Source organism: Embleya sp. NPDC059237 (assembly GCF_042754105.1).
GTDB lineage: Bacteria > Actinomycetota > Actinomycetes > Streptomycetales > Streptomycetaceae > Embleya.
On record NZ_JBHZAE010000015.1, the window covers coordinates 63,402 to 86,895 of the forward strand.

Consider the following 23,494-nt stretch of genomic DNA (forward strand, 5'->3'; position numbering starts at 1 on the left):
CTCACGCCTCCGGAACGCGGCCCAGGCCGCCGATCATGGTCAGGCCCGCGTACGCCGATTCGTCCGTCACCGGAGCGTCGGGACGCCAGTGCGGCAGCAGCACCACACCCGGCTCGACCGTTTCGGTACCCGCGAAGAAGCCCTCTATCGTCGCTCTACTGCGGAAGCGGCCACTACCGAGGGTGGACAGGAACAGGTGCTCCAACTCGCGCCCCTCCGGCGTGGAATCGCAGAAGTGGGTGATGAACAGGTAGCTGTCCGGGACCAGGGCCTCGCGGTAGGTGCGCACCAGCCCCGCCGGATCGTCCGCGTCCGCGAGATGGTGCAGCACCGCAACCATGAGCAGCCCCAACGGCCGCTTCAGATCCAGGAGTTCGGTGATCTCCGGCCGGGTGAGCACGTCCCGGGCATCCCGCACGTCGGCGTTCACCACCCGGATGCGATCGTTTTCCGCCAACAACGCGCGGCCGTGCGCGAGTACGATCGGATCGTTGTCCACGTAGACGACCCGGGCGCGCGGATTCTCCTCCTGCGCCACCTCGTGGGTATTGCGCGCGGTGGGTAATCCCGACCCGAGGTCGAGAAATTGATCGATGCCCTCCCGGGCCATATAGCGCACACCGCGCTCCAGGATCGCCCGATTCACCCGAGCACCCGTACGGGCGTTGGGCATCACGGCCATCGCCTTGTCGGCGATCACCCGGTCGATCGCGAAATGATCCTTGCCGCCCAGGATCGCGTCATAGACCCGCGCGACACTGGGCACCCCCATATCGACTCCCCCGGGCCCCCACTCGGGTGAAGTCTCCATCTCCGTCTCGTCGTTCGACGGAACCCACCACTCCTCGGACACAGTTGCCCCCCGACCGACTCATCCTCGGCGCCACTGCGGTCCCTACCGTCCACACCGGTGACGTCCGCGGATCCCCGCCTATGTCCCGGAGGCTATCCGCCAACCGCCCGGATAATCCGTCACATCGCCACTCCGTTCCGCGACTGTTACCCCACCGATGGTGATCTTGTGCCGGCCGCCGTGGGACTACCGCCGAGGCCGGGGCCGGATCCGGACGCGAAACCCGAAGGCGACACCACCCGCGGTCCCCGCCATCAGCGCGCTCAGCAGCCATTCCCGACTGCACGCCGCAAGTACCGCGATCAGCACCGCGATCGCCGCCGGCGGCCCCCACAGGAACACCTCCCGGCGCGCGTCGCGACCGCGCTCCACCGCCATCCACGCCCTCTTCCGCCCGGATCGACACCGACCCGGCAAACACGCCGATCCCGGCGGCGCCGCCCCGAACACCCACCGAGGCATCGGCTGCGCGCAGTGTACGCGCGCGCCGCCGACACCCCGTCGACCCCGGCGTCACCGGGCGGGTCGCCCGACCCGGGGATCAGGCGAATCCCGCCACCGGCCGCGGCGTGTACGGGCGTTCCAGCCGGTCCACCTCGGCCTCCGTGAGGGTCAGCGACAGGGCCGCGACGGCGTCGTCGACGTGTACCGGCTTCCCGGCGCCGACGATCGGCGCGGTCACCCCGGGTCGGCTCGCGATCCACGCCAGCGCGACCTGGGCCCGCGATACCCCGCGCTCCTCGGCGATCTCGGCCACCGCCTCGACGATCGGTCGATCCGCCTCGCCGTACAGCGTTTTGCCGAACTCGTCGGTCTCGCTGCGGGCGCTGTCCGCACCCCAGTCGCGGGTCAGCCGCCCCCGGGCCAGCGGGCTCCACGGGATCACCCCGACGCCCTGGTCCACGCACAGCGGCAACATCTCCCGCTCCTCCTCGCGGTAGAGCAGGTTGAGGTGGTTCTGCATGGAGACGAACCGGGTCCAGCCGTGCCGCTCGGCGGTGTACTGGGCCTTGGCGAACTGCCACGCGTACATCGAGGACGCGCCGATGTAGCGGGCCTTGCCGGCCTTGACCACGTCGTGCAGCGCCTCCATCGTCTCCTCGATGGGGGTCGCGGTGTCCCAGCGGTGGATCTGGTACAGGTCCACGTAATCCGTGCCCAGTCGGCGCAGCGAGTTGTCGATCTCGGTCAGCACGGCCTTGCGGGAGAGCCCGGCCGCGTTCGGCCCCGGCCGCATCCGCCCGTTCAGCTTCGTGGCGATCACGATCTCGTCCCGCCGCGCGAAGTCCGCCAACGCACGCCCGACGATCTCCTCGCTGGTCCCGTCGGAGTAGATGTTCGCCGTGTCGAAGAAGTTGATCCCGGCCTCCACGGCGCGCCGAATCAACGGCCGCGCCGCGTCCTCGGGCAACGTCCACGGATGGCTGCCACGCTCGGGCACCCCGTAGCTCATACACCCGAGACAGATCCGCGAGACGTCCAACCCGGTGCTGCCGAGCTTCACGTACTCCATTACCGCGCCACCTCTTCCCGTAGGCCCCGGACCGCCCACGAACATATCCCGCGACCGGGAAATCCCCTGGCCGGGGCCCGCCGAAAGCTGATCAATGGGGTGGTGGGAACGCCTCGGCCGACCGTCCCCCGTGCGGTCGGCCGAGGCGGCTCGGGGACCGTCAGGCCGGGATGCCGTCGCGTTGGTTGCGGGCCAAAACGGACAGGAGTTCGTAGCCGACGTGGGCCGCGGCGATGCCGGTGAGTTCGGCGTGGTCGTAGGCGGGGGCCACCTCGACGATGTCCGCGCCGACGACGTCCAGGCCCACCAGTCCGCGCAGGGTGTTGAGGAGTTCGCGGCTGGTCAGGCCACCCGCCTCGGGGGTGCCGGTGCCGGGGGCGTGCGCCGGGTCCAGGACGTCGATGTCGACCGAGACGTACACCGGGCCGGTGCCGAGCCGGCGCCGCATGCGCTCGACCACCGACGCGACGGTGGCGTCCTGGTAGTCGTCGCTGTGTACGACCTGGAAGCCGAGCACACCGTCCTCGCGCAGGTCGTCGGGGCCGTACAGCGGCCCCCGGATGCCCACATGCAGGCAGCGGGTCGGGTCGAGCAGGCCCTCCTCCGACGCGCGGCGGAACGGCGTGCCGTGGGTGTACGGCTCGCCGAAGTAGGTGTCCCACGTGTCCAGATGCGCGTCGAAGTGCACCACCGCGACCGGCCCGTGCTCGGCGGCGACCGCACGCAGCAGGGGCAGGGCGATGGTGTGGTCGCCACCGATGGTGAGCAGCCGGGTGCCGCTCGCGGCGAACTCGCGGGCGGCGGCTTCGAGCGTGGCGATCGCGGCGCCGATGTCGAACGGGTTGACCGCGATGTCGCCCGCGTCGGCGACCTGCAACTCGGCGAACGGCAACACGTCCAGCGCGGGGTTGTACGGCCGCAGCAGTTTCGAGGAGGCGCGCACGTGCGCCGGACCGAAGCGGGCGCCGGGCCGGTAGCTGACACCGGTGTCGAACGGCACGCCCACGACGGCGACATCGACCCGCTCGACCTCGTCGGCGCGCGGCAGGCGCGCGAAGGTGGTGGGGCCCGCGAAGCGCGGAACGCGCGTGGCGTCGATGGGTCCCTGGGGGGCGCCGGTCATCGCTCGGTCCTTTCGGTGGTGTGCTCGTTCGAGTTCGAGTTCGAATCCGAGTCGGAGTTCGAGTTCACGTTCGACGCGGGAAGCGGGGGCGGTTCGAGCACCGGCCCGTACAACTCGGGCCGTCGGTCGGCGAATACGTCGTTGTGGGCGCCGATCCGCTTGTCCCGGGCCTCGGTGAGTCGGCAGCGGGCGAGCAGCAGGTGTTCGGCGTCCTCGGCCGGCGGGCCGGCAAGGGGGAAGCCGTCCGGGTCGACGATGATCGAGCCGCCGACCCAGGACGTGCCGCGTTCGGGGCCGGCCCGGTCGCAGGCGGCGACGAACACCCGGTTCACCGCGGCGTTCGCCTGGACCCGGACGTCCTCCGCCGGCCGTTCGCCCGCCGGCCGGGGCGCGTACGGCCAGTTGACCGGCACGCACAGCAGATCCGCGCCGCGCAGGGTGGCGGTCCGCACCCATTCGGGGAACTCGACGTCGTAGCAGACCAGTACCCCGATCCGGCCCGCGTCGGTTTGCACCACCGGCGGCAACGCATCGCCGGAAACGAAGAGTTCGCCCTCGCGGCCCCACAGGTGTGCCTTGCGGTAGCACGCCCGTACGCCGCTCGCGTCGACCAGGACGGCCGAGTTGCGGATCGCGCCGTCGGCGTCGCGTTCGGCCAACCCGCCGACCACGATCACCCCGAGGCGCCGGGCCGCCTCGTACCAGCCGGTCACGGTCGGCCCGTCGACCGGCTCGGCGTAGTCCGCGGCTTCGGCGGCGTCGCGCATCACGTAGCCGCTGTTGGTCAGTTCGGGCAGGACGATCACGTCGGCGCCGGCCGCCGCGGCCCGCTCGATCGCGGCCAACGCCGTGCGCCGATTGCCCTCGATGTCGCCGACGGACAGAGCGAGCTGCGCGCAGGCCACCACGGTCTCGGTCGCGTCGCCGGTGCGGTCGCTCATGTCAGGCCCCCGACGGCGCGTCGGCGCCTTCGAGTTCGGCCTCGCTCGCCCGCTCGGCGGCGCGCTCCGCGGTCAGGTCCAGATCGCGGCACAGCCAGGCGTACAGCGCGCCGCCGACCACCAGTCCGACCACGAAGGACAGGTCCGCGCCGTCCAGCGCGTCGGCCATCGGTCCGGTGAAGAACGAGGTCTTGAAGAACGGGATCATCGCCGCGAAGCCGACCGCGTAGGCGGTCAGTCCGCGCCAGGACCAGCGCCCGTAGATGCCGCGCGGGTCGAAGATCGCGGTGACCGCATAGTGGCCCCGGCGGACGAGGTAGAAGTCGACGAGGTTGACCGCGGTCCACGGGATGAGGCCGTAGAGCATCATGAGGATGAAGTCGTTGAAGCTGCCCAGATAGTCCTCCGGCAGCACGATCGCCACCACGAAGACGATCGCCTCGATCGCCACGATGCCGATCACGCGCACCCGTACGGTCGGCCGCACCGGCCGGAACGCGTCGAGCGCGCTGGTCGTGGTGAGCATCGCGCCGTAGGCGTTCACCGCCATGATGCTGATCAGCGCGAGCGCGGACACGAGCACGGCGAACGTACCGAAGCCCGGCACGATGTCGTTGCCCACCTGCCGCACCGCCGCGATCGCGTCCGGGTCCGGCAGCGCCGAGGCGAGCAGCGCGCCCAGCGACATCAGCCAGGCCGCGGAGCCTGCGGCGCCCGCGTACGTCCACCAGATCACCTTGCGCGCGGGCACGTCGGCGGGCAGGTAGCGGGAGTAGTCGGAGACGTAGACGGCGTAGCTGATCTGGTAGCCGGCCGCGCCGGAGAAGACCACCAGGAACGCGGTCCAGGACATCCCGCCGCCGCCGGCGGGCGTGGACACGTCGAGGTTGACGATCGCGCCGATGCTGAGCACGCCGAACACGGCGATCAGGACGTATGTCAGCCAGCGCTGGACCAGGTGCAGCAGGTCGTGACCGACCACGGCGAGCACGATCGCGATGGCGATCAGTACCGCGTACCAGAGCGTCGAACCGCCTGGCAGCACGGTCTGCAGGCCCTGGGTGGCCAGGACCACGTTGAAGACGTTGAAGCCGACGTAGACGAACACGACCGCGACAAACGGCACGATCGCGCCGCGGATGCCGAACTGGGCGCGCGACTGGATCATCTGCGGCAGGCCCATCCGCGGGCCCTGGTTGGCGTGGAACGCCATGAAGAAGGTGCCGAAGCAGGCGCCGAGCACGACCGCCAGGATCGACCAGCCCAGGCCCAGGCCGAGGGCGGGGCCGATGAAGCCGGTGACCATCGTGGTCAGCACGAAGTTGCCGGTGAACCAGAACGGCCCCTGGTGCCAGACCTTGCCGTGCCGCTCCCGGGCAGGGACGTAGTCGATCGAGCGGGTCTCGATCGCCACGCCGCCGGGGCGGGGCCCGGTGGCGGACGCGGTGTCGGGGGTGCTCGCGGCCCGTACGGCCGTCGCGGGGGCAGTGGCGGAGCGGGCGGCGGCCGGGGCTGCGCGTGATGGCCTGGTGGCGTCCATGGGCTCTCCTGCGGTCCTGCGTCCTGCGCGGTCGACACGTCGGGGTCGACGGTCGGTGGGTGACGCCTGAAGGTACGCCCGGTTAACAACCGTAAACGATCGATATGATGTCGAATCTGATTGGTGAGGGTGGACACTATGTCCATGCCCATATCGCACTCGGCCGACCTTCCCGGCATTATCCGCATTTCCGACCTGGTGGCCCTCCCCGAATTGCGCCTGGCCGTGGTGTCCGGTGCCGAGCACCTGGACCGCCGGGTCGAGGCGGCGCATGTGTCCGAACTGCTCACCCCGGGGCAGTGGCTTCAGGGCGGCGAGCTGTTGATGACGATCGGCCTGCTCCTGCCGATGACCGATCGGGACTGCGCCGCGTACGTGCGCGATGTCGCGGGCGCGGGTGCCTGCGCGCTGGTCCTCGGTCTGGGTCGGGAGCTGCCCCACCAGAAGGCGCCCGAGCCGCTGATCCGGGCCGCCGGGGATGCCGGGCTGCCGCTGCTCACCGTGCCGGACGAGGTGCCGTTCATCGCGGTCACGAAGGCGGTCTTCGCGGCCCGGGCGGCGCAGCAGCGGTTGGCCCTGGAGCACGCCTTCGAGGCGCAGCGCCGGTTGACCATCGCGGCGGCGTCGGGCAATGGCGTGCTGGCCACGCTGCGGGCCTGGCGGGCGGCGACCGGGGTGGACGCGATCGTCGCCGACCCGGTGGGCCGGCTGGTCGCGGACAGTCTGGCGGGCCCGCCCGAGGCGCCGGGGGCCGACGGCTCGCCGGACGCGGTGGCGTTGCTGGCCGCCAGTACCGACCTGATCCGCCGGGTGGCCGCGCGCGGGCTGCACGGCAGCGGGAGCAGCAGCGACGCCGAGGGGGTGCGGGTGGAGGTGCAGCCGCTGGGCGCCCGGCGGCTGCGCGGGCTGCTGGTGCTGGCGGGGCCGGTGGAGTCGGCGGCTCGACTGCTGGTGTCCGGGTTGGTGTCCCTGCTGTCCCTGGAGTTGGAGCGGCGGCATCTGGCCGACGAGCCGGTACGTCGCCGGCGGGCCGCGCTGTTGGGCCGGCTGCTCGCTCCGGGGACCACGGCCGAGCAGGCGCGGGACGTACTGGCGGCGGCGGGGCTGGCGGCGGGGTCGGTGCGCGGGGTGGTGGTGGGTCTCGACATGGGGCCGGGGGACGGCGGGGATCCGGCGGTGGGGGATGCGGCGGACGCGGCTGAACTGGCCGCCGATCTGGCTCTGGCGTTGCCCGGCGGGCTGGTCCGGGTGGCGGGCGGGGCGGTGGAGGCGGTGTTCGGGGCGGATCTGGACGTGTACGCCATCCTGGGCCGGTTCGCGCCCGGGCGGCCGGCGGGCATCGGGCCGGCGGTCGAGCCGGACGCGGCCGGGTCGTCGATCCGCCAGGCCCGCAGTCTGCTGGCGGTCAGCCGGGCGGCGGGGCATCCGGTGGAGGCCCGGCACGGGACCGCGAGCCGGTTGCTGCTGGGTCTTGCGGACGCGCGCACGCTGGCGGGCTACGCGGACGCCGTGCTGGGGCCGATCGATGCGGCCGATCCGGGGGGCGAGTTGGTCGCGACACTGGCCGTGTGGCTGGAGACGGGTGGGTCGTGGGACGAGACGAGTCGGCGGCTGGACGTGCATCGGCACACCGTGCGCAATCGGGTGGACAAGGCGATGCGGGTGGCCGGGCGGCGAGTGGAGAGTGGGGACGATCGGTTCGATCTGTGGCTGGCGGCCCGCATCCGTCGCGACAGTCCGGGTTGATCGTCCCCACGCTCGGGCCGCGGGGCAGCCGTTGGCCTCAAACGCCGGCCCGGCTGCTTGACCTCAAACGCCGGCCCGGCCAAGTGGCCTCAAACGCCGGCCCGGCTGCTTGACCTCAAACGCCGGCCCGGCCAAGTGGCCTCAAACGCCGGCCCGGCTGTATGGGCTCAGGTGCCGGAGCGGCTGCTTGGCTCAAGTGCCGGAACGGCTGCTTGGGGTCAACCGCCGGAGCGGCTGCTTGGGTTGGGTGGTGGCTGGGGTGTTTGTGGCTTGGGCGGTGGTTGGGTTTGTTCTCAGCCGACTACCGCCGGGGCGGATTCGTTGGGACCGGTTGAGGCGTTGGGCTTGGTGGGTTGGAGCTTCCTGGCCGGCCTTTGGGTTTTGGTGGGTGTGTCCGAGTCGGGGTGTCCGCCGTCTTCGGTGGGGGGTGTGTTGCGGGTGAGCAGGTTGTCGAGGGCGAAGCTGCCGGCTCCGAAGACGACGATCAGGAGCAGGGACCAGCAGAACAGCACGGAGAGTTCGCCGCCGTTCTGCAGCGGCCACAGGTCCTCCTTCTGGTGCTCGGTGAAGTAGGCGTAGGCCATCGAGCCGGAGGACAGGAACGCGGCGGCGCGGGTGCCCAACCCGAGCAACACCAGCCCTCCGCCGACGAGTTGAATGACTGCCGCGTACCAGCCGGGCCATTCGCCTGCGGGGACGGTCCCGCGCCCGCTGTCCGGGAAGCCGAACAACGACGCGGCGCCGTGGCAGGTGAACAGCAATCCGATGACGATTCGGAACAGCCCGAGGACATGGGGTTTCGCCGATTCGACGGCGGCGTGCGGAACTGGGGACATCGGACGCTCCTGGGGGACGGATGCGGGAGATTGGTCCAGACCAGATTCGAGCGACCGGCCCGGTAGCGACAATGCCGGGCTCCGCAACTGTCACAAAATGGCACAGCGCCCGCGTGGACACCGAGGGCCGAACGGGCGACGCTGCCGATGCCGCCGACTTCCGGGACGGCGGACACCGCTCCCGGGCCGTCGCGCCCGGGAGCGGCGCACGAACCGGCTTCGGGCGGCGCCCGATCCGCCCCAGACGGGCGCCGGCGCCGAACACCCGTACCGGCGCGCGCCGTCGGTCGGCGCCGCTCCGCAATTGACCGGCAACCCCCTTTCACCGGGCTTTCGTTCGTTCTGCGGATCGGCTCGGACATCCCGGCCATCCGGTCGGTTCGATACCGCCGGAGGCCACCCCGTGCCCCGGCCGTCGACGACCTCGACGGGTGACGTGACGGTGACAACAGGGGCGCAACGAGACCCAAGTTTCGTTTGACGTCCGGTGGATTCGCAGGGACAGTGTGTGTGCGCACCGATGCGAACAGTTGCCCCAGCCGCTATCGGGCGTTTCCTGGTCGACCCCGCACCCCCTTGCGAGGAGTGATCCGTTCATGGGCGTTTTTGCGGCGAAAGCTCACGACCGAATGATCCCGGAGCGGTGGGCCGACTGTCCGAGGGCGCCGCAACGGGGCTCCAACTCCCGCACGTGGGCCGCCACTTGGTCTCGCGGGAGCCGGCCGCATCCTGTGCCCTGATGCCTCGGGCCCGCATCCGCCCCGAGCAGCCATGACCCGCTCACGGACACCCGCCCTCCCGGACACCGGTTCGGATCGTGTCGAGGCCCGGCACCGGGTGACCGGAATGTCCGCGAACCGGAAGCGGAGGCGCCGCTACCGGCCGATCGCGACCCGATCGGCCCGAACCGGGCGCAGACCCCCACCGGATCCGCCGATCCCGGACCACCCCGTCCCGGACCGGCCCACGATCCACCGGCCGCCGGAACCGACCGCGTCGACGCCGCCGCAACCCTTCGCCGGCGGCCCGCCCGCGGGCCCCCGCTCGTCGCAAGTCCTCCCCCGCCGACCATCGTTCAGGGATCACTACCCGTGTTGCGATTACTCCGCCGTCCCGCTCACGTCGCCCACGCGACCCGCGCCGGCCGGCCGAACCGGCTCCTCCCGACGTCCGCCGCCCGCGGTCCGGCCGCAGTCGTGACCGTGACCGCCGGTCCGCGGCACCCGTCGACGCCGAACCCGCCCGCGCACACCCGACCGGGCACGAGGGGCGAACACGGATGATGAGGATACGTCCCTCCCGCAAGGCGAGCGCGGCACAGCCGACCGCCGACGCGCCGCCCGACCTCTCGCCACCCACCGGCACGGTCTTCGCGTCGCTGCCGACCGTCGACCCGAACTCCCGTCCTCCGCTGCGGATTCGATTCGCCGCCCGGATCCGGCCCCGGGTCCGCGGGCTGATCACCCTCATGGTCGTCGTGCCCTCCGCGGGCATGGTCTTCTTCGCCGGATCGGCGATCCTGGACATGGTCGAGCAGGCTCGGGCCGCCGACCACGCGCACGACCTGGTCCGCGTCTCCGCCGACGCGGGCGAGGTGGGCCGCCGGCTCCAGGCCGAGAGCGCCGCCGCGGTCACCCTGCTCTCGCGCGGCCCCGGACCGATCACCAGCGCCGACTACCGCACCGCGATCGCCGCGAGCGAGACCGCCATCCGCCGCTACCAGGACCGCCGTCGCGGCCTGGAACCCGTCTCCACCGCCGAACGCGACGCGCTGGCCGCCGTCGACATCGCGCTGCGCGGCCTGCCGGGACTGCGCGCGCAGGTCGACCAGCGCGGCGTGGCCACCTCGGCGGCGGCCGTGCGCTATTGGGCCTGGATCGGCACCACCGTGGACCTGCGCGCCCGGGTCGCCCTCGACCCCGGCGTGTCCGGCGAGACCGCAGGCCGGCTGCGCGCGATCACCGCACTCGCCCAGGCCCGGGCCGCGCTCGGCCAGCAACAGGTCACCGTGCTGCGCTCGTTGGGCGCCGACCCGCTCGGCGGCCCGGTCCTCAAGGCCTCCTCCACCGCGCGCGCCGCGCACGACCAGGCGCTGGAGGCGTTCGCGGTGACCGCGCCGTCGAAGTGGCGCGAACAACTGGCCCGATCGTTGTCCGGTCCGGAGATGATCCGCGTCGCGCAGACCGAGGACGCGCTCACGCGCGGCCCGCTGGAGCCCGAGGTCTGGCGCGCGGCATTGGCCGAACGGGCCGACCGCGTATGGTCGGTGGAGCAGGAGGCCGACGCCGACGTGGCCCGCGAGGTGGCCGACGTGGCCGACCACCGGTGGTGGCTGGCCGGCATCCAGGGCGCGGTGCTGATCGGCGCGGTGCTCGCCGCCGCCGCGGCCGCCGCCTGGCTCGGGCGACTGCTGCACCGGCGCCTGCAGACCCTGGCCGAGCGGGTCACCGTGATGACGCAGGAGACGCTGCCCGCCGTGGAGGCCGACCTGCGCCGGCGCGACGCGCTGGCCCCGCACGAGACGGGTCGGACGTACGCGCTCAAGATGCTCGGCGCCAAGCCCGAACGCGAGCGCGGCGCCGACGAGATCGCCGACTTGGCCCGCGCGCTGACCACCCTCGCGTACAGCACGGTCGAGCACAGCGCCTCGCTGGTGCTGGCCCAGCGCGAGTACAACGACGCGCTCGGCGACGTCGCCCGGCGCATCCGGGTGCAGACCAGTCGGGTCAGCAGCGCGCTCGACCGGCTCCAGGAATCCAATCTGACGGTCGATCAGCTCGGTACGGTCTTCGAGGTCGACCACGGCAACGAGGGCACCAAGCGGCTCGCCGACTCGATCGCCGTGCTCAGTGGGCAACCGCCGAACCGGCTGTGGCCGGACACCCCGCTCTACGAGGTGGTCCGCGCCGGCGCCCAGCGGGTGACCAGCTACGAACGCCTGCCCGACATCGCGTTCAAGGGCATCCCGACCTCGGTGACCCTCGCCGGCGACACGGTCGGCGCGGTCACCCAGATCATCGGCGAGATCGTCGACAACGCGGCCCGCTTCTCCGGCCGGCACGAGGTGGAGATCACCGCCGCGCGCACCGAGGCGGGCGTGTTGGTACGGATCCTGGACCAGGGCGTCGGCCACCACGACCCGGACCTGCTCAACCGGCGGCTCAAGGCCGACGTGGACGCGCTGCCGTCGCTGCGCCAGACCGGTCTGACCGTGGTCGCGCTCCAGGCCCGCCCGCTGGGCATCGACGTCGAACTGCGGCCCGGAACCGACGGCGGCACGGTCGTCGACATCGTGCTGCCGCACGCGATCATCGCCTCCGTCGGCCGGCACCGCCGCCGGGTGGACAACGGCGCCCGGCCGATCGCACCGCGACCCGCACCCGCCGCCATCGCCGTCGGCGCCAATGGCAGCGGCCCGAACGCAGGCGGCCCCCACAGCCCCTTCGCGAGCGGCCCCAACGGCCACAGCCCCTTCGCGAACGGCCCGTACCCGCTCACCGCCAACGGCAGTGGCAGCGGCAGCGGCCCCGCCGACGCGCTCGGCGACGCCGCGAACGGCGCCGACCCGCACCTGCCCGGCCCGATCGCCGGCGGCCCGCTCCCCGCCAACCTCGCGCCCGAGTTGACCGCCCAGGGCCTGCCGCGGCGGGCACGGCGCACGGGCCAACCGACCCAGTTCCGTCGTAGCGCCCCACCCACCCGTGACATCGCGCAGGCCAGCGCCGCCGCCGCCTCCTTCGGCCGCGGCGCCCGCGATCTGCCCTTCACCCGGACCCCCAAGGAATCCCCATGACCGAGCCCGCCGTCGACCAGAGCGTGCTCGACGACTTCATGCGCCAGTTCGTCCACGACCACGCCCCCGACGTGTTGCACGCGGTGGCCGCCAGCGGGGACTCGCTGCTGGTCGCCCAGGCCGCGCTGCCCGGTCGAATACGCCCCGACGAGGCGTCGCAGGCGGCATGGCTCGCGAACGCCGAGAAGATCGCGTCGAGCGCACCCGGAGCCCTGCTCATGCAGGACTACAGCGCCGACCTGATGGGCCTGGGGCCGGTCAGTGTGCTGATGTCGCAGGCCGAGCACGGCCTGCTGCTCACCATGGGCAACACCGCTCCGGGCCCGGACGGACAGGTCCACCCCTCCGCGCTGATCGTGGCGACCACCTGGAACGCCGACGTCGGCGAGTTGATCCGGGCGATGCACGCGTTGATGGAGCGGGTCGGCCCGTCGCTGACCCCGCTCGCGCGCGGCCGCGGCCTCCAGCCGCAACCCGCGCGTATGCCCGCCCCCAGCCGGGTCTTCTGATCCGAACCGCCCGGCTGCCCCCACCGAGCGATCCGGCCATCCGCCCGAGTCGCCCGGCGTACTCGCGCGCCCGGCCCACCGGCCGATCCGGCGCATCGCGCCCCGCGTGGCTCCCGCACGTCCCGGGACACCCCGAGACCCGCGTCCCGTGCCGTCGCGGGTGAGCCGCCGACCCGAGGGGAGTTCGACCCGTATCGCGCGCCCCGTTTCGCGCACTCCGTTTCGCGCATCCCGTCCGCGCCACGACGGTCGGCGCCCGGCCCGTCCGGCGGCACCTCCGTCCACGCTCCTTCCGTCCGTGCTCTTCCAGTCCGAGAGAGAGACCGACATGCGCAGCTCCATACGTAGACGGATCCGCTCCACTCGCACCCCCGTGGCCCTCGCCACCGGGCTCCTCCTCGTGCTGTCCGCGTGCTCGGGCAGCGCGGCGGGGAACGACAAGGGCAAGGCCGCCGACGAGGTGGCCAAGATCGGCCTGCTCACCCCGGCCACCGGCCCCTACGCCGCGGTCGGCGAGGACACCCGCGCCGGCCTCGAGCTGTACCGGGACACACACGGCGGCAAGCTCGGCGGCCTCAAGGCGGACATCGTGGTGCGCGACGAGGGCGCGGGACCGCCGACCGCCGTCCCGGCCGCGACCGAACTGGTCAAGCAGCAGAACGTGTTGGCCATCACCGGCATCGTCAGCGGCGGCAGCGTGGCCGGCGTGTTGCCGATCGCCGCCGCCAACAACACCGCGCTGATGGGCGTGGCCGGTCGCCCCGAGTTCCCCGACCCCAAACTGACCGCGCACGTCTGGTCGTTCAACACCCAGTCCTACGAGGCCGGCGCCGCCGCGGGGCCCTGGGTCAAGGAGCACGTCAACGGCCCGGTCTACGCGATCGGCCCGGACTACCAGGGTGGCTGGGACCAACTCAAGGGCTTCACCGAGTCGTTCACCAAAGCCGGTGGCACACTGGCCAATCCGGACGGCAAGACCACGTTCACCCCGTTCCCCGGCACGCAGAACTTCCTGCCGTACCTGAACAAGATCGCGCAGAGCGGCGCCAAGGCGGTCTACACCTTCTACGCCGGCACCGCGGCGGTCGACTTCGTGAAGCAGTACCGGGCGTCCGAGGCGGCCAAACTCCCGCTGTACGCAAGTGGTCCGCTGACCGAGGGACGCCAACTCGACGCCCAGTCCGACGCCGCCGCCGGCATCACCACGTTCGCCACCTACGGTGCGGATCTGGACAACCCGGCGAACCGCGCCTTCGTCGCCGCGTGGCAGCAGCGCCACCCCGACCGCAGCCCGACGATCTACGCGGTCGCCGCGTGGGACATCGCCCGCTCCCTGGACAGCGCCATCGGCGCGGTCCGCGCGCAGAAGAAGCCGCTCACTCCCGAGGCGGTGAACACCGCCCTGGGCAACGTCGGTCAGATCGACAGCCCGCGCGGCGTGATGCAGCTGAACCCGGCCACCCATTCGCCGGTGCAGCAGTGGTACCGCTTCGAGGTGCGCAACGACGGTCCCAAGCGGGCCAATGTCGCGGTCGAGCAGCTGGCCGTGCTGGGCGGCTGATCCGCCCTCCCTCCCCACCCTCCACCCCACCCACGCGAGGAGCCGGCCTTGTACGCGTTCGCCGAAGCCGACGACATCACCTACCAGTTGGAGACCCTGCAACGCCTGCTCGACCCGACCACCCGAATGGTGCTGGACTCGCTCGACACCCCGACCGGCCAGGAGTGGCTGGAGATCGGGTACGGCCTGGGCAGCATCGCCCGCGAACTCTCCCGCCGGATCGGCCCGTCCGGCGCCGTGCACGCCACCGACCTGGCCGCACGCTCGGTGTCCGCGCCGACGGGTGGCGCGCCCATCCACACCTTCCCGCTCGACCTGCGCACCGACACCCTGCCGCCGCGCCCGTTCCTGGGCATCCACGGCCGGCTGGTGCTACTGCACATACCCGAGCGTCGGGAGATCCTGACCCGCCTGGTCGAGGCCCTGGAGCCGGGCGGCGTACTGGTCCTGGAGGACTGGTTCTGCCCGACCGCGCCGCGCGTGCTGAACTGCGCCGATTCGACCGACGCCAAGATCTTCACCGAGGTGGTCGAGGGCATCCTGGCGGTGCTGCGCAACCGGGGCGCCGACCTGGAATGGGCGGCGTCCACGCACGAGGCGTTCGCCGAGGCGGGGTTGACCGGGATCCGGGCGGTGCGTACCGAACCCGATTGCGCGGGCCCGGGCCCGGCGCACCGCCTGTACGCCTGCAACGCCCGGCAACTTCGGCCCCAGCTCCTTGCGTTGGGTGTGGCCGACGAACTCCTGGACCGCTTCCAGGAGATCGTGCTGCAACCGGACCTGGTCACCACGGGTTGGCGGCTGATCTCCACGGTCGGCACCAAGCCGGGCGAGCACTGACCGTCGACACCGGGCCGGCCGACCACCGTGCGCCGGCACCGCGTGCGACCACCCTGCGGCCCGAAGCCGACCGGCTTCGGGCCGCAGGCGTGTGCACGCAGCGCTCCGTCACAGGTGGTGGAACGTCGGGTGGGGGTGCATCAGGAAGTCGTGGTGGGAGATGTTCCACGCGTAGGCGCCGGCCATCGCGAACACGACGCGGTCGCCGACCGCCAGTCGGGCGACCGGGCGACGGCGGGCGAACACGTCCTTGGGGGTGCACAGTTGGCCCACCAGGGTGACCTCGGTGGCGGTCGTCCGCGGGCGCGGCCACGGATGCGGCCACGGGTGTGGGCTCTCCAGGACGACGAAGGGCTGGTCGTGTCCCTTGGCCGTGGGGGTGCGCAGGTGGTGGGTGCCGCCGCGGAGCACCGCGAAGGCCGCGCCGTGGCTGTGCTTGAGGTCCAGCACCTCGGTGGCGTACCAACCGCAGTAGGCGGTCAGCGCCCGACCCGGTTCGATGCGCAGGGACAAGTCCGCACGGTCGGCCAGGATTTCGGCCAGACCCGCGCCCAGGCGGGACCAGTCGAAGCGGGCGGTGGGGTCGGTGTAGTCGACCGCCATGCCGCCGCCGACATTGACCTCCGGCAGGGCGATCCGGTGCCGGTCGGCGACCGTTCGGGTCCAGTCGACGATCCGCGCGGCGACGGCGACCTGGGAGTCCGCGTCCAGTCCGCTGGCCAGGTGGGCATGGATCCCACGCACCCGGACCCGGCCCGCGTCCGGACCGCGCAGCAGGTACAGGCACGCCTCGGCGTCGTCCGGGTCCAGGCCGAACGGGGACGGATCGCCGCCCATGGTCAGCGCCGCGCCGCGCAACAGGCCGCCGCCCAGGGGCAGATTGACCCGGAGCAACACATCGACGTCGCGATCGGGCGTATGCCGGGTGGCGAGCACGATCAGGCGGTGCAGTTCGGCCCGGCTCTCCACGTGGATGCGCTCGACGCCCGCCCGCAGCGCGGCGATCAGCTCGGCGTCGGTCTTGCCCGGGCCGCCGAAGGCGATCCGGGCATCGGGCACGTGGGCGCGTACATGGGCGAGTTCACCGCCCGAGGAGACCTCGAAGCCGGTCACCGAACCGTCCAGCGCGGTCAGGATCTCCGGTGCCGGGTTGGCCTTTGCCGCGTAGTACACCTCGACCCCCTCGGGCAGCGCGGCGCGCACCGCCGCCGCGTGTGCCCGCAGCCCGGCCCGGTCGTACAGGTACGCGGGCAGCGCCTCGGGGGCGAGGTCGGTGACGTGGGCGCGGATGTGCGGGGGGATCATCGCATGCTCCGGACGGGGGTGCGGGCTGTGCCGTCGGGGGTCGGCCCGACCGGCGGCGCGGGGATGCGGACGTATTCCGCCTCGCGGTCGGCGCGCCGTTCCCAGCGGGCGAGGAGGTTGGCCTTGGCGGGCAGCGGCGCGCCCGCGAGCAGCGCGCGCAGCGGTTCGGGATCGCCGTGTTCGGCGGCGCACTCGGCCAGGACCGCGCGGACCAGTGCCCAGCAGCGGGCCTCCAGGGGCGGATGGACGTCGACCAGCGCGGCGAGCATTTCGGCGATGTTGTTGACCAGCAGGCAGTAGACCACCCGGTCCCGGCCACGCCGGGCGTCGTAGGTCATCGGCGCGGCCACGGACGGTGGCAGTGCGGCCAGCACGGCGGCGTGCGGCCCGGGGAGCAGCTTGGTCCCCTCCATGTCGCGCATCAGCACCTGCCGGGGCCGACCGCCGGCGTCCACCGTGACCAGGACGTTCTGGAGGTGCGGTTCCAAGACCACGCCGTGCGCGAAGTAGTGGGCCAGCACCGGCGGGACGAGCAGCCGCAGGTAGTCCTCCCACCAGTGCAGCGCCTCGTCGGGCCCGGCACCGTCGAGCAGTCGGGACAGGTGCGCGGACCCGGTCGGGTACTCGGCGGCGACGGCGGCGGCGAGCAGCGGCGTGGTCCCGGGCCGCAGCCGTGCGTCGATCCCGTCGCGGACGATCACCCCGAAACCTTCGAGGAGTTCGGGGGCGACGTCCGCCGACAGGCTGCGGTAGGCGGGCTCGCCGAGGAGGGTGAAGTCCGGGTAACGCACGGCGGTGCGGCCCGCGATCGGGGCCAGCGCCCGGGTGAGCGCGACGGCGCCGGACAGTTCGTAGGCGGCGTTCTTGCGTACGCAGTTGGTGATGCGCACGTTCAGGCTGAACTTGAGGAACACCCCGGCGCCGGCGAGGGTGCGTACCGACGCGGTCGCGGCGAAGTGCGGGCCGGCCTCGCCCAGGTCGCGGATGTCGCCGCGGAGCAGTGCGGCGCGCAGGTGTGGGTGGCCGGCGAGGAGTTCGTACTGCCACGGGTGTGCGGGCAGCAGGGTGTACCCGGCCGGCACCGGGGCGAGCCGGTCCAGGACGGCGGTGTCGGCGGCGGATATGTGTTCCTGGGCGACGAGTTCGCTGCGTACGGCCAGGTGTCGCAGCCGGAACTCGGCGCGGGCCTCGGGGGCGTAGGCGGCCCAGGTGGTCGGGTCGGTGCCGCGTGCCTTGGGGGTGGGGTGGAAGCGGTGTCCGAACAGCAGCGCCTGTTCCGACTCCAGGTAGCGCGACGCGGGCGGCGCGGCGCGGCGGGCCAGCCCGGCGGTCACGCCCGCGTGGCTGGAGGCGAGTTGGCCCAGGAACTCGTCGTTGGGCACTCCGGTACGCATGCCCAGTTCGCGGTGCACCCGCCGGCCCAACTCGGACCAGGACAGCGCATGCCAGCCGGGCCCGCGTCGTTCGCTCACCGGCCCGGTGAAACGGTGGTCGCCGAGGAGGGAGGTGCGTCGCAGTCGGACCCGCAGTTCGGTACCGGATCGGGCCAGCCACAACCGCAGGTGACCGCCGTCGGGCTCGACCACGCTGTGCCGTTCGGGACCGCAGACCTCCCGGAGCAGACAGTTGAACAGGGTGTGCGCGACGGCGTCGTCGGCCGAGGGCGGCGCGGGCGGGGCCTGGGCGGCGGTGGTCGTGGGTCGGGCCGACTGCGGCGACATGGGCGACTCCGGCGGTTCTTGGCAGGTGCGAGGTGCGAGATGCGCGATGTGCGGTGCGAGGTGCGCGATGTGCGGTGCGAGGTGTGCGGCTCGGGCCGTGGGATGGGCGGGCTGCTCCGGCTGCTACGGGGTTTCGGCCGGCCGGCGCAGGTAGTTCGGTCCGGTCGTGTAGTGCTTGTTGATGTCGGCCGCGCCGGAGCGCTCCTTGGTGAGCAGGGTCCCGGCGGTGACCATCGCCTTGATCGGGAGCCGATCCGCGTCGAGGATCCGGCGGCGCAACCACGGATCCGCCATCTCCGCCAGCCGGTCGCGCACCAGGCGCAGCAGTCGAGCGCGTTCGGGGTCCGACAGGGCGAATGCCAGGGCGCCGGCGCACAGATGCACGGTGATGGTGACGAACAGGGCGGCGAGCGGCCCGTCGTCGGGGCTGTAGGTGCGCGGGTCGTCGAAGCCGTCGTGCTCGACCGGGCAGCGGGCCCGGTTGATCCGGGGGCCGTCGTTGTCCTTGAGCAGGAGACGCACGGGTCGGTCGTCGGCGAGTACGAGGGAGAGGTTCTGCGGGTGCGATTCGAGTGCGACGCCGTACCGGAAGAGTGTGGTCTGCCAGTCCAGGAGCAGCGTGAGGTAGGCGTCGAGCAGCGCGAACCGGTCGCCGTCGTACCAGCGTTCGGCGACCCGGTCCAGGACGGACGTGCCGTCGTGTACCCGGGCGAGCAGGGCGGCGACGGGAAGTACGAGGGTGTCGTCGGGCAGGTTCGGGTAGCGGCGCACCAGGACGGCGAGCAGTTCGTGGCCGGCGTGCAGGTGGGTCTGTTCGTCGGTGAGCAACACCCTTTCTCGTAAGCGGGGTTCGTGGTCCAGGACGGCGGCGAGCAGGCGTTGGCCGGCGGCGCCGTCGACGAGGGTGCCGGGTTTGATGGTGCGTCGGTTGCGCATGCCGAGGGTGGCGATCGGCAGCGGGAGCTTGAGGTGTACGCCGGGGTGGTCGAGCACCGCGACGGTGCGCATCGACAGGGTCGGGCGTACGTCCAGGTGGGCCGGCGCGGTGGGCACGGCCGGTTCCGGGAGCCGGTCGAGGGTGAGGGGATGTACGGGCAACGCGAGCCGGCTGTGTTCCAGGTCGGGGCGGCCGAGTGTGGTGGGGGTGGGCCACCAGTCGGGCAGGGTGCCGGTGAGCGTGGCCGCGTCGTGCGGGAGCAGGGCCCAGCGCAGCCGGAAGGTCGGGTGGTGTTCGGGGGCGTAACGGCGCAGCGCTGCCTGGTCCAGACCGGAACGGGCGCGCGGGGTCGGGTGGATGGGGTGGTCGAGGTGTGCGGCGAGGGTGTCCAGGGCCGGGCCGGCGCGCAGTCCGGTCCAGGTGCTCGGGTCCGGGCCGTGGTCGGCGGCGAGCCGGGCACGGACTGCCGGGAGGGCGTCGGCCATGACGCGGCCGGCCCGGGCCGACTGGCGGCACTCCTCGGCGAAGTCGTCGAAGCCGGACCGGTCGCGGGGGTCGGCCAGGTCGCGCAGGGTGGCCAACACGGCATCGGTGGTGGTCAGTCGAGTGCCGGCGTGTTCGGCGAGCAGGAGCGGTTCGCGGGCCGCGTACTCGCACTGGAAGCCGTCGGGGCGTACGGGGATCAGCCAACTCGCCGCGCCGTCCGGGGCGTTCAGCCGCAACCAGGTGCCGTCGGGCCGGTGCAGGGTCTCGGCGGTGGAGCGCAGTCCGAGGATGTCCTCGCGCAGCACGGCGTCGAGCACCCGTCGCAGTTGTTCGCCGTCGGGGGCGTTCGCCGACGCGCCGCGCGGGGCCGGGTCGGGTGGCGCCGGGTCGGCGACGGCGGGTTCGGTCACGGGGTGATGCCCCACGTGCGGTCGGCGAGGAACGCCTCGGCCGCGTGGTCGACCGCCGACCGGTCGGTACCGATCGTGCGCAGCACGCCGAGGTAGTCCCGGTTGGAGTGGTGCAGTTCGTGTCGTTCGCCGATCGCCCGCAGCGGGTGGTAGTCGGTGCGCACACCCGCGTCGCAGGTGGTGTCCTCGCGGCCCGGAGCGGTGGCGAGCACGCCGGCACGGTCCGCGCACGGCCAGTCGATGCGGGCGTGCCGGTCGGTGTGCGCGCCGAGGTCGGCGGGGAGGTCGTCGCCGAGGTGCACGCGCAGGATGTACTCGAAGAGCGGGATGCCCAGGACGTCGGCGAGCAGCAGGTCGCACTGGTCGCCGATGGCGCGGTAGTTGACCTCGATGATCCGGGGGCGACCGTTCTGGAGCACGAACTCGGTGTGGCAGGCCCCGAATCCGACGCCGAGCGCGTCGAGCCGGGCCAGTACGCCGGCGGTGCTCGCGGCAGGCGGGTGCGGGACCAGATCCAGCCGCAGTTCGATGAAGTGTGGTGGCGGTGACAGGTGGGTGTGGAATCCGGCCACGACCCGTGTGCCGTTCCGGTCGCCGAGGGTTTCCAGGGTGTACAGCTCGCCGCTCAGGAACTCCTCGACCACCAGCGCCGCGCCGGGCCGACGGGAGCGGATCTCGGCGCAGCGCGCCAGGAGTTGCCCGTCGTCGGCGACCAGCACCACGTCCTCGCCCGCGACGCCCTCGCGGGGTTTGACCACGCACGGGAACGGCGGGTCGAGCGCGAGCAGTTCCTTCGCGTCCCGCTCCGGCGCCAGTTCGGCGGCCCAGACCGGGTCGACGCCCGTCGCGGCCAGTCGTCGGCGCATGTGCGCCTTGTTCTTGGCGTGCAGCGCGGCCCGCCAGTCCTTGGCCGGGAGGTCGAACCAGGCGGCGGCCAGGGCGGTTTGCACCTGGAGGTGGTCGCTGTTGCTGAACACCGCGTCGGGGCGGGGGCCGTCGGCGATCCGGTCGATCACCGCGCGAAAGTCACGGACGTCGCACTCCACGACCTCGACGAAATCCCGGCCGCCGCACACCGCGAGGTGAGCCGGCGCGTACGCGGGGTCGGTGAGCAGGGTGACGTCCAGGCCCAGTCGGTGGGCGGCGGGCAGGAAGCCGTCGGTCACCGAGTCGGTGGGGTTGAGCGCGAGCAGGTACAGCCGCATGCGTGATCGCTCCCCCTCGGACACGTCGACTCGTCGATCCGGACGCCGGGCCCGGGCACGCCCCGCCCTCGGCGAACACACCCGCCGCCGGGCGTCCCGACCCGGACCGGCCGGGGACCCGGACCAACTTAGGCTAGCCATACCTCCTGGCCAAATCCGGCCCTTGCCAAGCCCGTTCGGCCCTGTGTCGGCGCGTCGCGGGTGATCGTGAAACCTACGCGGTCAGGCTAACCTAACTCCGACATCGTCCCGTGTCGTCCACCGGTCGACCCGTGTCCGAGAGGGCGAGTTCCCATCACCACCGAACGTGAACGTCGTGCGCGGCTGTACCGGCCCTTCCACCTCACCGTGGTCCGCAACACCACGATCACCCGCAACGCGGTCCGGATCACCCTGACCGGCCCACGCCTGGCGAGCTTCGTGCCCGGCGGGCCGGATCAGCGGATCAAGCTGTTCGTCCCGCGCGAGGGTCGACCGGCACCCCGAATCACCCGGGCGGACCTGACCTGGCGCGAGGCGTGGGCGCGGATCCCCGAGGCGGACCGGCCGTACCAGCGCACCTACACCGTGCGCGCGCACCGTTCGGATCCGGTCGAGATCGACATCGACTTCGCGCTGCACACGCCCGGCGGGCCGGCGTCGCGCTGGGCGCGCGCGGCCCGCCCCGGGGACCCGATCGAGGTGCTGGGACCGACCGCCGCCCGCAACGGGGGCTACAGCTTCGAGCCGCCGGCGGGCCGGCGCCTGCTTCTGGTCGGGGACCACGCGGCGCTGCCGGCGATCGGGTCCATCGTCGAGTCGTTGCCGGCCGACGCCGAGGGGAGCGTGTTCGTCGAGGTGACCACCGAGGCGGACCGCCAGCGGTTGGCCGCACCGCCCGGCGTACGGGTGAATTGGCTGCACCGGGGTGGCGCGCCGGCCGGGGACCACCGCCTCCTGGAGGCGGTCCGCGACGCCCGGCCGCCGACCGAGCACGGCTACGCGTGGCTCGCGGGCGAGGCCGGTCGGGTGCGGGCGCTGCGCCGACACCTCAAGGACGAACGCGGCATGGACCCCCGCGCGATCGCGTTCATGGGCTACTGGCGGGTGGGTCACACCGAGGAGACCGCGCACACCGAACCGGGCACCGCTGCTCCGCGGGTGCAACTCACCCACTGATCGGGCGACTTCGGCACGACGGGTGAGCCCGAGCGGGGGAGACCGGGCCGAGCATCGGCGGGCCGGCCCGGAACGGGGCCGGCGCGCCCGGCCACCCCCGGCACCGCGCACCCGGCGGACACGGCGAGCGCCGGCGAGGTCCCGGGCGCGGCGTGCGGCGGCGCCGGTGGAGGGGCGGGCGGCGGCGCCGACCACGGTGCGCGCGCAAAATCCCCGGTCACGACGCGCCGACCGTGCGTCGAGGGCGATCGACTCACCCGGGTCGGCCGGACCGGGTCCGTTCCTCGCGCATCCGGCGGGCGATCACCCGCAGGTCGATCCAGGCGATCACGGCCGTGACGGCGCAGACGATCGCCGCGATCAGCCAGAGGGTGCGCACGTTGTCGGCGACGTCCCCGGCGGCGGCCACGGCGCACGCCGCGCACGCGACCACGAAGAACGGCAGCGCGATCCGGGACATGACCCGACGCGCGGGGAGGTCGCTGCGGGGATGGGCCGCCTCGCTGCCGGGAGGGCGCCTGCTCGAAGCGCGACGTCGCGCGTTCATACCTTTCGCATACCCGACGGCACACCCGATACGCGGTCGCGCGCCCGGGCGTTTGCACGGGTGGGAGCACGGGAGGACGCTGGAAACGTACGTGATCGAGTCCTCCGCGACGCCCGAGGCGAGTGTCGAGCGCGATCCGTACCGAAACGCAGGTGAGATCGATGCGCATGCTTCTCTCCGCACGGATGAACACCGAGGTGGGCAACCAGGCGATCGCGGACGGGTCGCTGGGCAAACGTATCCAGTCCATCGTCGAGCGGGTGAACCCCGAGGCGGCCTATTTCGCCGCGTTCGAGGGCGACCGTACGTGTCTGCTGGTGTTCGACATGCAGGACTCCTCCCAGTTGCCGTCCATCGCCGAACCGTTCTTCGAGATGGGCGCCAAGGTCGCCGTCCGGCCGGTGATGAACCTGGAGGACCTGCGCACGGGCCTGGCGGCCCTCGGCTGACCTCGCCGACACCGCGGGTAG

The 23,494-nt window shown here is 72.7% G+C and carries 19 protein-coding genes; 7 read left to right on the forward strand and 12 right to left on the reverse strand.

Annotated features, from left to right (window positions below; genetic code table 11):
- Position 1 precedes the first annotated feature (1 nt).
- The 6 genes from ACFXKZ_RS36855 to ACFXKZ_RS36880 form a co-directional block, all read right to left on the reverse strand.
- Positions 2-811: an SAM-dependent methyltransferase gene (locus ACFXKZ_RS36855; protein WP_380007002.1), complete on the reverse strand. Its 810-nt coding sequence runs from the start codon at positions 809-811 to the stop codon at positions 2-4.
- 228 nt (positions 812-1,039) lie between these two features.
- The gene (locus ACFXKZ_RS36860) at positions 1,040-1,231 is read right to left on the reverse strand and encodes a hypothetical protein (protein WP_380007005.1); all 192 of its coding nucleotides are present in this window, start codon (positions 1,229-1,231) and stop codon (positions 1,040-1,042) included.
- Positions 1,232-1,394: 163 nt separating this feature from the next.
- Entirely contained in the window at positions 1,395-2,366 is a 972-nt protein-coding gene (locus ACFXKZ_RS36865; protein WP_380007008.1) for an aldo/keto reductase, read from the reverse strand.
- 160 nt (positions 2,367-2,526) lie between these two features.
- Positions 2,527-3,489 (reverse strand): agmatinase, encoded by a 963-nt coding sequence (speB, locus tag ACFXKZ_RS36870; protein WP_380007011.1) that lies wholly within the window; start codon positions 3,487-3,489, stop codon positions 2,527-2,529.
- Positions 3,486-4,430: a nitrilase-related carbon-nitrogen hydrolase gene (locus ACFXKZ_RS36875; protein WP_380007014.1), complete on the reverse strand. Its 945-nt coding sequence runs from the start codon at positions 4,428-4,430 to the stop codon at positions 3,486-3,488. Before ACFXKZ_RS36875 ends, speB begins: the two co-directional genes overlap by 4 nt.
- A gap of 1 nt (position 4,431) precedes the next feature.
- Positions 4,432-5,970, reverse strand: coding sequence for a purine-cytosine permease family protein (locus ACFXKZ_RS36880; protein WP_380007017.1), 1,539 nt, complete (start codon positions 5,968-5,970; stop codon positions 4,432-4,434).
- A 144-nt stretch (positions 5,971-6,114) separates the two neighbouring features.
- Between ACFXKZ_RS36880 and ACFXKZ_RS36885 the strand changes: the two genes are divergently transcribed.
- Complete coding sequence (locus ACFXKZ_RS36885; RefSeq protein WP_380007020.1) at positions 6,115-7,716, forward strand: PucR family transcriptional regulator; 1,602 nt, start codon at positions 6,115-6,117, stop codon at positions 7,714-7,716.
- 293 nt (positions 7,717-8,009) lie between these two features.
- Here ACFXKZ_RS36885 and ACFXKZ_RS36890 read toward each other — a convergent pair whose 3' ends face one another.
- Positions 8,010-8,552 carry a DoxX family protein gene (locus ACFXKZ_RS36890; RefSeq protein ID WP_380007023.1) on the reverse strand — a complete coding sequence of 181 codons (543 nt, stop codon included), beginning with the start codon at positions 8,550-8,552 and terminating at the stop codon, positions 8,010-8,012.
- Positions 8,553-9,831: 1,279 nt separating this feature from the next.
- Between ACFXKZ_RS36890 and ACFXKZ_RS36895 the strand changes: the two genes are divergently transcribed.
- The 4 genes from ACFXKZ_RS36895 to ACFXKZ_RS36910 all read left to right on the forward strand — a co-directional run bounded on the left by ACFXKZ_RS36895 (position 9,832) and on the right by ACFXKZ_RS36910 (position 15,255).
- The gene (locus tag ACFXKZ_RS36895) at positions 9,832-12,345 is read left to right on the forward strand and encodes a nitrate- and nitrite sensing domain-containing protein (RefSeq protein WP_380007026.1); all 2,514 of its coding nucleotides are present in this window, start codon (positions 9,832-9,834) and stop codon (positions 12,343-12,345) included.
- The gene (locus tag ACFXKZ_RS36900; RefSeq protein WP_380007029.1) at positions 12,342-12,854 is read left to right on the forward strand and encodes a hypothetical protein; all 513 of its coding nucleotides are present in this window, start codon (positions 12,342-12,344) and stop codon (positions 12,852-12,854) included. Before ACFXKZ_RS36895 ends, ACFXKZ_RS36900 begins: the two co-directional genes overlap by 4 nt.
- 328 nt (positions 12,855-13,182) lie before the next feature.
- A complete protein-coding gene (locus ACFXKZ_RS36905; protein WP_380007034.1) occupies positions 13,183-14,415 on the forward strand; it encodes an ABC transporter substrate-binding protein in 1,233 nt (410 codons plus the stop codon).
- Between the two features lie 48 nt (positions 14,416-14,463).
- Positions 14,464-15,255, forward strand: a complete 792-nt coding sequence (locus ACFXKZ_RS36910; protein ID WP_380007037.1) for a class I SAM-dependent methyltransferase — start codon at positions 14,464-14,466, stop codon at positions 15,253-15,255.
- Positions 15,256-15,363: 108 nt separating this feature from the next.
- Here ACFXKZ_RS36910 and ACFXKZ_RS36915 read toward each other — a convergent pair whose 3' ends face one another.
- The 4 genes from ACFXKZ_RS36915 to ACFXKZ_RS36930 all read right to left on the reverse strand — a co-directional run bounded on the left by ACFXKZ_RS36915 (position 15,364) and on the right by ACFXKZ_RS36930 (position 21,319).
- On the reverse strand, positions 15,364-16,560 hold the full coding sequence (locus ACFXKZ_RS36915) for a type III PLP-dependent enzyme (protein ID WP_380007040.1): 1,197 nt from the start codon (positions 16,558-16,560) through the stop codon (positions 15,364-15,366).
- Complete coding sequence (locus tag ACFXKZ_RS36920) at positions 16,557-18,281, reverse strand: IucA/IucC family protein (RefSeq protein ID WP_380007044.1); 1,725 nt, start codon at positions 18,279-18,281, stop codon at positions 16,557-16,559. Before ACFXKZ_RS36920 ends, ACFXKZ_RS36915 begins: the two co-directional genes overlap by 4 nt.
- 123 nt (positions 18,282-18,404) lie before the next feature.
- Positions 18,405-20,114 carry an IucA/IucC family protein gene (locus ACFXKZ_RS36925; RefSeq protein ID WP_380007047.1) on the reverse strand — a complete coding sequence of 570 codons (1,710 nt, stop codon included), beginning with the start codon at positions 20,112-20,114 and terminating at the stop codon, positions 18,405-18,407.
- Positions 20,111-21,319, reverse strand: coding sequence for an acetyl-CoA carboxylase biotin carboxylase subunit family protein (locus ACFXKZ_RS36930; RefSeq protein WP_380007050.1), 1,209 nt, complete (start codon positions 21,317-21,319; stop codon positions 20,111-20,113). The genes ACFXKZ_RS36925 and ACFXKZ_RS36930 overlap by 4 nt, the downstream gene beginning before the upstream one ends.
- A 348-nt stretch (positions 21,320-21,667) precedes the next feature.
- Between ACFXKZ_RS36930 and ACFXKZ_RS36935 the strand changes: the two genes are divergently transcribed.
- Positions 21,668-22,477 (forward strand): siderophore-interacting protein, encoded by an 810-nt coding sequence (locus ACFXKZ_RS36935; RefSeq protein ID WP_380007053.1) that lies wholly within the window; start codon positions 21,668-21,670, stop codon positions 22,475-22,477.
- Positions 22,478-22,730: 253 nt separating this feature from the next.
- On the opposite strand, the gene ACFXKZ_RS36940 is transcribed toward ACFXKZ_RS36935, so the two are convergent.
- Positions 22,731-23,024 carry a hypothetical protein gene (locus ACFXKZ_RS36940; RefSeq protein ID WP_380007056.1) on the reverse strand — a complete coding sequence of 98 codons (294 nt, stop codon included), beginning with the start codon at positions 23,022-23,024 and terminating at the stop codon, positions 22,731-22,733.
- Positions 23,025-23,185: 161 nt separating this feature from the next.
- On the opposite strand from ACFXKZ_RS36940, the gene ACFXKZ_RS36945 reads away from it, so the two are divergent.
- On the forward strand, positions 23,186-23,473 hold the full coding sequence (locus ACFXKZ_RS36945; RefSeq protein WP_380007059.1) for a hypothetical protein: 288 nt from the start codon (positions 23,186-23,188) through the stop codon (positions 23,471-23,473).
- The last annotated feature ends 21 nt before the right edge of the window (positions 23,474-23,494 follow it).

Excerpts from the sequence above, each read along its gene's own strand:
- ACFXKZ_RS36860 (WP_380007005.1), bottom strand. The coding sequence starts at position 1,231 with ATGGCGGTGGAGCGCGGTCGCGACGCGCGCCGGGAGGTGTTCCTGTGG.
- ACFXKZ_RS36880 (WP_380007017.1), bottom strand. The coding sequence starts at position 5,970 with ATGGACGCCACCAGGCCATCACGCGCAGCCCCGGCCGCCGCCCGCTCC.
- speB (WP_380007011.1), bottom strand. The coding sequence starts at position 3,489 with ATGACCGGCGCCCCCCAGGGACCCATCGACGCCACGCGCGTTCCGCGC.
- ACFXKZ_RS36890 (WP_380007023.1), bottom strand. The coding sequence starts at position 8,552 with ATGTCCCCAGTTCCGCACGCCGCCGTCGAATCGGCGAAACCCCATGTC.
- ACFXKZ_RS36855 (WP_380007002.1), bottom strand. The coding sequence starts at position 811 with ATGGAGACTTCACCCGAGTGGGGGCCCGGGGGAGTCGATATGGGGGTG.
- ACFXKZ_RS36900 (WP_380007029.1), top strand. The coding sequence starts at position 12,342 with ATGACCGAGCCCGCCGTCGACCAGAGCGTGCTCGACGACTTCATGCGC.
- ACFXKZ_RS36885 (WP_380007020.1), top strand. The coding sequence starts at position 6,115 with ATGCCCATATCGCACTCGGCCGACCTTCCCGGCATTATCCGCATTTCC.
- ACFXKZ_RS36915 (WP_380007040.1), bottom strand. The coding sequence starts at position 16,560 with ATGATCCCCCCGCACATCCGCGCCCACGTCACCGACCTCGCCCCCGAG.
- ACFXKZ_RS36930 (WP_380007050.1), bottom strand. The coding sequence starts at position 21,319 with ATGCGGCTGTACCTGCTCGCGCTCAACCCCACCGACTCGGTGACCGAC.
- ACFXKZ_RS36905 (WP_380007034.1), top strand. The coding sequence starts at position 13,183 with ATGCGCAGCTCCATACGTAGACGGATCCGCTCCACTCGCACCCCCGTG.
- ACFXKZ_RS36945 (WP_380007059.1), top strand. The coding sequence starts at position 23,186 with ATGCGCATGCTTCTCTCCGCACGGATGAACACCGAGGTGGGCAACCAG.
- ACFXKZ_RS36865 (WP_380007008.1), bottom strand. The coding sequence starts at position 2,366 with ATGGAGTACGTGAAGCTCGGCAGCACCGGGTTGGACGTCTCGCGGATC.
- ACFXKZ_RS36920 (WP_380007044.1), bottom strand. The coding sequence starts at position 18,281 with ATGTCGCCGCAGTCGGCCCGACCCACGACCACCGCCGCCCAGGCCCCG.
- ACFXKZ_RS36940 (WP_380007056.1), bottom strand. The coding sequence starts at position 23,024 with ATGAACGCGCGACGTCGCGCTTCGAGCAGGCGCCCTCCCGGCAGCGAG.
- ACFXKZ_RS36895 (WP_380007026.1), top strand. The coding sequence starts at position 9,832 with ATGATGAGGATACGTCCCTCCCGCAAGGCGAGCGCGGCACAGCCGACC.
- ACFXKZ_RS36875 (WP_380007014.1), bottom strand. The coding sequence starts at position 4,430 with ATGAGCGACCGCACCGGCGACGCGACCGAGACCGTGGTGGCCTGCGCG.